The 9,401-nt window shown below is 75.8% G+C and carries 6 protein-coding genes; all 6 read left to right on the top strand.

The window, feature by feature from the left end; translation table 11 throughout:
• A partial coding sequence (locus tag ACFP3V_RS00770) for a serine/threonine-protein kinase (protein ID WP_380578511.1) occupies positions 1 to 2,428 on the top strand: 2,428 nt, incomplete at its 5' end.
• A gap of 1,128 nt (positions 2,429 to 3,556) precedes the next feature.
• On the top strand, positions 3,557 to 4,546 hold the full coding sequence (locus ACFP3V_RS00775) for a PP2C family protein-serine/threonine phosphatase (protein ID WP_380578513.1): 990 nt from the start codon (positions 3,557 to 3,559) through the stop codon (positions 4,544 to 4,546).
• 3 nt (positions 4,547 to 4,549) lie between these two features.
• Entirely contained in the window at positions 4,550 to 5,896 is a 1,347-nt protein-coding gene (locus ACFP3V_RS00780; RefSeq protein ID WP_380578515.1) for a vWA domain-containing protein, read from the top strand.
• Positions 5,897 to 5,935: 39 nt separating this feature from the next.
• The gene (locus tag ACFP3V_RS00785) at positions 5,936 to 6,829 is read left to right on the top strand and encodes an FHA domain-containing protein (protein WP_380578517.1); all 894 of its coding nucleotides are present in this window, start codon (positions 5,936 to 5,938) and stop codon (positions 6,827 to 6,829) included.
• Between the two features lie 13 nt (positions 6,830 to 6,842).
• Complete coding sequence (locus ACFP3V_RS00790; protein WP_380578519.1) at positions 6,843 to 7,226, top strand: globin; 384 nt, start codon at positions 6,843 to 6,845, stop codon at positions 7,224 to 7,226.
• Between the two features lie 400 nt (positions 7,227 to 7,626).
• Positions 7,627 to 9,401, top strand: a 1,775-nt coding sequence (locus ACFP3V_RS00795) for an FtsX-like permease family protein (protein WP_380578521.1), incomplete at its 3' end; no start/stop codon positions are given.

Here is a 9,401-nt window from a genome sequence, read left to right on the forward strand (position 1 = left end):
TGGCGGGGGTGGCCACAGGGGCGGCTCCGCCGGATCCGGCGCGTGCAACAGGGAGGGGTGCGGGGGGACGATCGACGGGGACGGGTACTGCGACGAGTGCGGGCTGGCCCCGCTGCCGGCGGCAGCCGTCGTTCCCGCCCCGCGGAGCGCGTCCGTGCGCAGTGGCTCCGTCCGGGGATCCTCGCGGACGATGTCGGGGCGGTCGCGGTCGTCCCGGACGGGACGGGGCAGCACCTCGGTGTCCGTCCGCTCCACCCGGTCCACGGGCGCGTCCCGGCGGGGCGCCCTCGGCGCCGGGCTGGTCACCGTCCCGCCCGTGCCCAAGCAGGACCCCCGCAGCGTCGTCCTGCAGAACCCCGAGGTCCCCGAGCGCAAGCGCTTCTGCAGCGTCTGCGACTCCCCCGTCGGCCGCACCCGGGGCGACCGCCCCGGCAAGCCGGAGGGCTTCTGCACCAAGTGCGGGGCGCACTACTCCTTCACCCCCAAGCTCGCCGCGGGCGACATGGTCGGCGGCCAGTACGAGGTGGTCGGCTGCCTCGCCCACGGCGGGCTCGGCTGGATCTACCTCGGCATCGACCGCCGGGTCAACGACCGCTGGATCGCCCTCAAGGGCCTGCTCAACACCGGCGACCAGGACGCCCTCGAGAACGCCATCGAGGAACGGCGCTACCTCGCCGAGGTGGACCACCCCAACCTGGTCCGCATCATCAACTTCGTCGAGCACCCCGACCCCGCCCACGGCACCCTCGACGGATACATCGTCATGGAGTACGTGGGCGGCCAGTCCCTCAAGGACATCGCCGACTCCCGCCGCGACCCGGCCACCGGCAAGCGGATCCCGCTTCCCGTCGAACAGGCCATCGCCTACGCGCTGGAGGCGCTGCCCGCGCTCGGCTACCTGCACGGGCGCGGCCTGATCTACTGCGACTTCAAGCTCGACAACGTGATCCAGAGCGAGGACCAGCTCAAGATCATCGACATGGGCGCGGTGCACCGCCTCAACGCGCCGGGCAACGTCTACGGGACCATCGGCTACCAGGCCCCGGAGGTCGCCGCCGAGGGCGTCTCGCCGCAGTCCGACCTCTACACCGTCGCCCGGGCGCTGGCGGTGATGACCTTCGACTTCCAGGGCTACAACTCCGTGTACCGGCACAGCCTTCCGGGCCCGGAGGAGGTCGAGGTCTTCGCCCGCTACGAGTCCTTCTACCGGCTGCTGGTCCGGGCCACCGACGAGGACCCGCAGAAGCGGTTCGCCTCGGCGGAGGAGATGGCCGAGCAGCTGACCGGCGTGCTCCGGGAGATCCTGGCGCTGCAGGACGGACGTCCGCGGCCCGCGCTGTCCACCCTCTTCGGGCCGGAACTGCGGGTGGTGGACACCGAGTTGGTCCAGCCGGACACCGCCGAGCCGCCCGCGGCAAGGCGGCGGGGCCGACGCGACGCGGCCGAACTGCCGTCCGGTGCGCCCGGCTTGCCCGCGGTCGTGCCGCTGGACGCGCGGGCCGCGGCGCTGGCGCTGCCGGTCCCGCGGATCGACTCGGCCGACCCGAACGCCGGCTTCCTCGCCGCCCTGATGGCGACCGCCCCGGCGGACGTCATCGCCGCGCTCCAGTCCGCGCCGGTCCCGTCCGTGGAGCTGCGGCTGCGCGAGCTGCGCGCCCGGATCGAGCTGGGTGAGGCGGACGCGGTGCAGGCGCTGCTGGCGCAGCTGTCCGACGCGTACCCGGACGACTGGCGCGTGGTGTGGTACCGCGGGCTGGCACTGCTGACCGCGGCCGGGCAGCCGAACGGCGTGCAGCGGGAGGCGGCCCTGCAGGCGGCGGCGGAGGCCTTCGACGCCGTGTACGACGCGTTCCCGGGCGAGGCCGCGCCCAAGCTGGCGCTCGGCATCTGCGCCGAACTGCTCGGCGAGCGGGAGGACGCGGCCGAGTTCTACCGGCTGGTGTGGACGGCGGACCGGGCCTACGTCTCGGCGGCGTTCGGACTGGCCCGGGTGCTGCTCGCGTCCGGCGACCGGACGGGCGCGGTGGCGGCGCTCGCGTCGGTACCGGAGACCTCCAACCACTACGTCGCGGCGCGGGTCGCGGGCATCAGGGCGCGGCTGCGGGCGCGCTCGCCCCGGGAGCCGCTCCGCGTGGATCTCGACGCCTGCGCGCAGGAGTTGGGGGCGCTGGGGCTGGACGCCCGGCGCAAGGAGGAACTGTCGGTGGAGGTGCTCGGCACCGCGCTCGGGTGGGTCCTGGCGGGCCGCCCGGACGGCGCGGCCGCGGCGGGTCCCGTCTCGCTGCTGGGCCACCCGGCCGAGGAGCGGGCGTTGCGGTTCGCGCTCGAGCACTCGTACCGCGTCCTCGCCCGCCACGCCGACCGCCCCGACCAGCGCGTCGCCCTCGTGGAACGCGCCAACCGCACCCGTCCCCGGACGTGGGTGTGAGAGAGCGACCCATGGACCGACTGACCCTGTCCTGCCCGCGCTGCGCCCAGCCGGTCGGCGAGGCCGACCTGTACTGCGAGGAGTGCGGCATCAACCTGGCCGCGGCGCGGGCGGAGCAGCCCGCCCCCGCCGGCCCCGGCCTCGTCCCCCCGCGCCCCGCCCACGCCCCCGGCGTCCCCCCGTCCCCGGACCACACCCCCACCCTCCCCAACCTCCCCGCTCCGCCCGGTTCCGGCCAGCCCCTCCGCCTCAGCCCGTCGGCGCCGCCCCCCACCGCGACCGCCCCGGGCACGGCAGGTCAGCCCGGCCCCGCCGGAACGGCATGGCCGCCCCAGCCCGGCGAAGCCGGTGCTGACGCACCGTCAACCCCCGTACTGGGCGCAGCAGGGCAGCAGCCCCCCAACACCGCACTCGGCTCCGCCGGGGCCGCCGCAGGCGCGAACGCGCCCCGGCCGGGCGGGGGCCAGCCCGACACCCGCCAGGCGGCAGCCTGGCCCAGCGCCTCCGGCGCAGAGGCGGCCAGCGTGCCCGGCGCGGGGGCGCAGCCCCTCGGAGCCGGTGCTGACGCACCGTCAACCCCCGCTCCCCGGCCGGCAGGCCCGCCCCGCTCCTCGGGAGCCGCAGGCGCGAACGCGCCCCGGCCGGGCGGGGGCCAGCCCGACACCCGCCAGGCGGCAGCCTGGCCCAGCGCCTCCGGCGCAGAGGCGGCCAGCGTGCCCGGCGCGGGGGCGCAGCCCCTCGGAGCCGGTGCTGACGCACCGTCAACCCCCGCTCCCCGGCCGGCAGGCCCGCCCCGCTCCTCGGGAGCCGCAGGCGCGAACGCGCCCCGGCCGGGCGGGGGCCAGCCCGACACCCGCCAGGCGGCAGCCTGGCCCAGCGCCTCCGGCGCAGAGGCGGCCAGCGTGCCCGGCGCGGGGGCGCAGCCCCTCGGAGCCGGTGCTGACGCACCNGGCGCCGGGCTGGGTCGGCGGAGCCGGGGCTGACGCGCCGTCAGCCGGTGCGGTCGGCCCCACCGAACAGTCCGGAGCCGCAGGTTCGGCGGCGAGCATGGGCGTGGCCGCCTCCGGGGATCCGCGGGCGCTGCCGGTGGCGAGGGCCGGGGAGCCCGAGGGGTCTCAGGAGCCGGGGATGACGGGGGACTTCGTGCTCGCCGCCCCGGGCAGCCTGCTCTTGGACGAGGACCCCGACGACGAGTTCCACGAGGTCACCGCGCCCGCCACCGCGTCCGTCTGTGTGGGCTGCGGGGCGCCGCGGATCGACGCGGAGGGGTACTGCGAGGACTGCGGGCGCGCCCAGCCCCGGCCCCGGGACCATCAGGAGCGCGCGCTCGCGAGCGTCTGCGGCGTGAGCGACCGCGGTCACCGGCACCACCGGAACGAGGACGCCTTCGCCGTCGCCGCCACCGCGCGGCCGGACGGGCAGCCCGCGGCCGTCGCCGTCGTCTGCGACGGCGTCTCCTCGGCCACCCGCCCTGACGACGCGTCACAGGCCGCCGCCGACACGGCGAGCGCCACCCTCCTCGACGAGCTGGAGCTGGGCACGGACCTCGATGAGGCCATGGCCAAGGCCATCCTCGCCGCCGCCGCCCGGGTCGAGGCGCTCGCGGACGAGTTCGAACGCGAGCCCTCCCGCAACTCCCCCGCCTGCACCATCGTCAGCGCCGTGGCCTGCGGTGGGCGGGTCACCCTGGGCTGGGTCGGGGACAGCAGGGCGTACTGGTTCCCGGACGCCCGCCCCGCGTCCGCCCGGCTGACCACGGACGACTCCTGGGCCGCCCGCATGGTGGAGGCGGGGCTGATGAGCGAGGCGGACGCCTTCGCGGACCCCCGGGCGCACGCCATCACCGGGTGGCTGGGCGCGGACGCGGTCGAGGTCGAGCCGCACGTCCTGTCCTTCGTTCCGGACGCCCCCGGGGTGGTCCTGATCTGCACGGACGGTCTGTGGAACTACGCCGAGGCCGCGGCCGACCTGGCCGCCGTCGTCCCGGCGGACGCCCGGACCCGGCCGCTGGAGGCGGCCCAGGCGCTGGCCCGCTACGCCTGCGACCGGGGCGGGCACGACAACGTCACGGTCGCGATTCTTCCGATCCATCACGCAGCGACAGAGGGGGAGGGCTGAGCGATGGCCCGGCTCACGAGGTCCAACAGCATGCCGCAGTTCGCGGTGGACATCTTCCAGAACGAGTACCTGGCGCAGGGGGCGCGCGAGGTCAACGCGATCGTCACGGTCACCGCGACCGGCGGCGGGACCAGCGGGTCCCTGCCGAGCCGGCAGGCCGCCGCTCCAGCGGACGGACCGGACGCTGCGGTCGTCGTGATGGTCGACTGCTCCGGGTCGATGGACTACCCGCCCACCAAGATCCGCAACGCCCGGGAGGCCACGGCCGCCGCGATCGACCAGATCCGCGAGGGTGCCGCGTTCGCGGTCGTCGCCGGGACCCACGAGGCCAACGAGGTGTACCCGGGCGGCGGGCAGCTCGCCGTCGCCAACGCCGCCACCCGGGCGCAGGCCAAGGAGGCGCTGCGGCGGCTCAACCCCGGCGGCGGCACCGCCATCGGCACCTGGCTGGCCAAGGCGGACCAGCTCTTCGCCGCCCGGCCGGACCTGAGCATCCGTCACGGCATCCTGCTCACCGACGGCCGCAACGAGCACGAGAAGCCGGCCGACCTGCAGCGCACGCTGGACCGGGTGCAGGGCCGGTTCACCGCGGACTGCCGCGGCGTCGGCACCGACTGGGAGCTGCCCGAGCTGCGCCGCATCGCGGACGCGCTGCTCGGCACCGTGGACATCGTCGCCGACCCGGCCGGCCTGGCGGCCGACTTCGCGGCGATGATGGAGAAGACCATGGGCAAGGAGGTCGCCGACGTGGCCCTGCGCCTGTGGACGCCGGCCAACGCCCAGGTGCGCTTCGTCAAGCAGGTCGCCCCCGCGCTGCAGGACCTGACCGGGCTGCGCCGCGAGTCCGGTCCGCGCGCCGCGGACTACCCGACCGGCTCCTGGGGCGACGAGTCCCGCGACTACCACGTCTGCATCGAGGTCCCGGCCGCCGGGGTGGGCGACGAGATGCTGGCCGGGCGGATCAGCCTGGTGGTGCCGCAGCCGGACGGGACCACCGAGGTGCTCTCCCAGGGATTGGTCAAGGCGGTGTGGACGGACGACCTGGCCGCCTCCACCCGGATCAACCCGCAGGTGGCGCACTACACCGGGCAGGCCGATCTGGCCTCGGCGATCCAGGAGGGCATGGACGCGCACCGCCGGGGGGATCTGGACAGTGCAACCGCCAAGCTGGGCAAGGCCGTTCAGCTGGCGCACGCCTCCGGCAACGAGGACACCTTCAAGCTGCTGCAGAAGGTGGTCGACGTGGTCGACGCGAAGGAAGGTACCGTTCGAGTCCGCAGGAACGTCAGCGAGGCCGACTCGATGACGTTGGAAACCCGTTCGACCAAGACAGTCCGTGTGAAGAAGTAACGGCTGCTCAGGCACCCAGCCCGGAGGGGGGCTCTCCCAATGCCGATCTGCCCGCGGGGGCACGACTCGCAGGCCGCCGACTACTGCGACTTCTGCGGCTGGCCGATCTCGGCCCCGCCCGCGCCGCAGCCTGCCCAGGCGCAGCCGCAGCCGCCGCACCCGACGGCCGGCCAGGTGAGCACGACCGGGCTGGTCACCTGCCCGATCTGCACGACCCCGCAGACCGGCCGGTACTGCGAGGAGTGCGGCTACGACTACGACCTGGCCTCGCCCTCGCAGCGGGTCCGGCCGCAGGCCCCGACGCCTCAGCAGCCGGAGCGGCCGCAGTCCTGGCAGCCGTCCCCCGAGTCCCCGCCGTACGGGGTGCAGTACGCCCAGCAGTACGTGAGCGGGCAGACGATGGGCGGCGACTTCCGCCTGGAGCCCCCCTCGCGAGCGACACCCGGCCCGGGCCAGCAGCCCCCGCAGCAGCCGTACCAGCAGCCGCAGCACCCGTACCAGCAGCCGCCGCAGCCGCCGCGCCCGACGACCTGGGTGGCGGTGGTCGCCGCGGACCGCGACTACTTCGACGACATGATGTCCCGCTCCGGCCCGGACGCGGCCGGGCTGTACTTCCCGCCCTACTCCCCCGAGCGCCGGGTGCCCATGACCGGCCGCGGCCAACTGCGCATCGGCCGCCGCAGCCACCAGCGCGGCACGGTGCCAGAGATCGACCTCTCGGTCCCCCCGGAGGACCCGGGCGCCTCGCACCAGCACGCGCTGCTGCAGGAGCAGCCGGACGGCGGCTGGGTGGTCATCGACCAGGACTCCACCAACGGCACGACGCTGAACGGCGCCCCCGACCCGATCCCGGCGCACACGCCGGTGGCGCTGAAGGACGGGGACCGGATCCACGTGGGCGCCTGGACGACGATCACCGTGCTGCGGGCCTGAGAGAATGGCGGTTGTGGATACCGAGGCGACGTTCTACGAGCAGGTCGGCGGGGAGCCGACGTTCCGTGCCCTGGTGCGGTACTTCTACGAGGGCGTGGCCGGCGACCCCCTGCTTCGGCCGATGTACCCGGAGGAGGACCTGGGCCCGGCGGAGGACCGCCTGGCGCTGTTCCTCATGCAGTACTGGGGCGGCCCCCGCACCTACAGCGAGGAGCGCGGCCATCCGCGCCTGCGGATGCGGCACGTCCCCTTCACGGTCGACCGGGCCGCGCACGACGCGTGGCTGCGCCACATGCGCGCAGCGGTGGAGAAGGTGCCCCTGACGGAGGCTCAGCGGGCGCAGCTCTGGGACTACCTGACGTACGCCGCCGCCAGCATGATCAACACCCCCGGTTAGCCCGCACGCGCTTCCAGGCGGCGCAGCCGCCAGGAGCGCGCAGGGACCGTCAGGCGGCGCAGCCGCCAGGGGCGCGCAGAACTGCGCGACCAGCCCACCACCCAGGGTGGTTCGTCCCGCAGATGGGTCGGACCTCCCCGAGTGGTGGGCTGGTCGCGCTGGGGGCACCTCCCGCCGTGGGGGTGCCCCCGGCCGAAGGCTGGGGGAGGGTGGGGGACTCCTCGCGCCCTCTGGCGGCTGCGCCGCCTGACAACCCCTGCGGGGCCATGGCCCGGTCCGGAGCCTGGGCAACGGAGCGATAAAGAAGCCTTCCGTCACCACTCCCCCGCGTGACAGGATCGCCCGCGAACAGGGCTCACGTTTCGGCTGAGGCGCGTGGGCCGGCAACCGGGGGGTTCACATGGGCGGATTCGCGGGCTTCGTGCTGCTGCGGCTGCGGGCGCACCGCCTGCTCGTCGGCGCCGCCTTGGTCACGATCCTGCTGACGACCACCGTCCTCGCCGCCCTCGCCGGGTTCACCTCGGGCGTCGCGGACGCCGGCGCACGCCGGCTCCTGCGGACGACCGACGCCGCGGCCACGCCGCTCCTGCTGAGCCGTCAGATCGGCTATCCGCAGCGGGCGGAGAGCGACCCCGAGGCGCGGCGGCTCGCCGCGCGGACGCTGCCGGGGCTGCCGCTGTCCGTGCGGACCGTCGCCGTCTCCGACGGCTTCGGGCTGCCCGGCGGCTCCGCGTCCGACCCGGACGTGACCAGCCTGGCCACTCTCGACCGGGGCGAGCTGCGCCTGCTGCAGGGCAGTTGGCCCGCCGACGCCGCGCCCGGCGGCTCCCCCGTGCAGATCGCCGTGCCCAGGGCAGCCGAGCAGCGGCTGCTGCAGGCCCTCCCCTCGGCGGCGACCGACCGTCGCCTCGTCGGCGCGCGGTTCACGCTCACCGACCGGATCAGCAAGGCCAAGGTGACCGTCCTGGTCACCGGCGTCTACGAAGCACGCGACACTACCAACCCGTACTGGCAGCTGGACTCCCTCGGCGGGCGCGGGGTGCAGCGCTCCGCCGGGGGCGGCGGTACCACCTACGGGCCGATGCTCACGACCGACGGCGCCTTCCGCACCGGAGCGGTGACCCAGTCCGAGCAGTCCTGGCTCGCGCTTCCGGACGTGTCCGCCCTGCACGCCCGGGACCTGGCCGAGCTGGCCGCCGCCGGGCGGGCGAGCGCGGCCGCGATCAGCGCCCAGGGCGAGTTCCAGGTCGTCACCCAACTGCCCACCGTGCTCGACCAGTTGCGGCAGAGCCTGCTGGTGGCCCGGTCCACCCTGCTGGTCGTGGTGCTCCAACTCGCTCTGCTCACCGTGATGACGCTGCTGCTCGCGGCCCGGCTGCTGACCGAGGAGCGCGAGGGCGAGAACACCCTGCTGCGGGCGCGCGGCGCGGCCCCGCGGCGGTTGGTGCGCTTCGCGGCGGGCGAGGCGCTGCTGCTGGCGGTGCCCGCCGCGGTGCTGGCGCCGCTGCTGGCCGGGCCGCTGATCCGCCTGCTCACCCGGTTCGGGCCGCTGTCCCGGGCCGGGGTCCGTCTCGACGGGCCGCTGCCCGCGTCCGCCTGGTGGACGGCGCTGCTCACCGCCGCCGGGTGCGCCCTCGTCGTGGTTGCGCCCACGCTCGCGCGGGCGCGCGGCTGGAGCGAGTCACGCCGGGCGCGCACCCGGCGCGCCGCCCTGCCGGGGGTGCTGCGCGGCGGCGCGGACGTGGCCCTGGTCGCGCTCGCCGCAGCCGCCTACTGGCAGCTGCGCCACTACGCCGGCACCGGCTCGGGGGTGCTGAGCAGCGGCCTGTCGGGCTCGCTGGGCATCGACCCGGTCCTGGTCGTCGCGCCCACGCTGGCCCTCGCCGCGGGAACGGTGCTGACGCTGCGTCTGCTGCCGCTGGTGGCCCGGATCGGCGAGCGGATCGCCACCCGCGGCGACGGCCTGCCCGCGGCGCTCGCCGCCTGGCAGCTGTCCCGGCGCAGCCACCGCAGCGCCGGGCCGGTGCTCGCGCTCGCCCTCGCCGCCGCCATCGGCACCCTGGCGGTGGGTCAGACCGCCAGCTGGCAGCGGTCCCAGCGGGACCAGGCCGCCTTCGACACCGCCGCCGACGTCCGGGTCGCCTCGATGCGCACCCCGGCGCTCGGGCAGGGCGG

The sequence above is a fragment of the Streptacidiphilus monticola genome, assembly GCF_042658505.1.
Taxonomy (GTDB): domain Bacteria; phylum Actinomycetota; class Actinomycetes; order Streptomycetales; family Streptomycetaceae; genus Streptacidiphilus; species Streptacidiphilus monticola.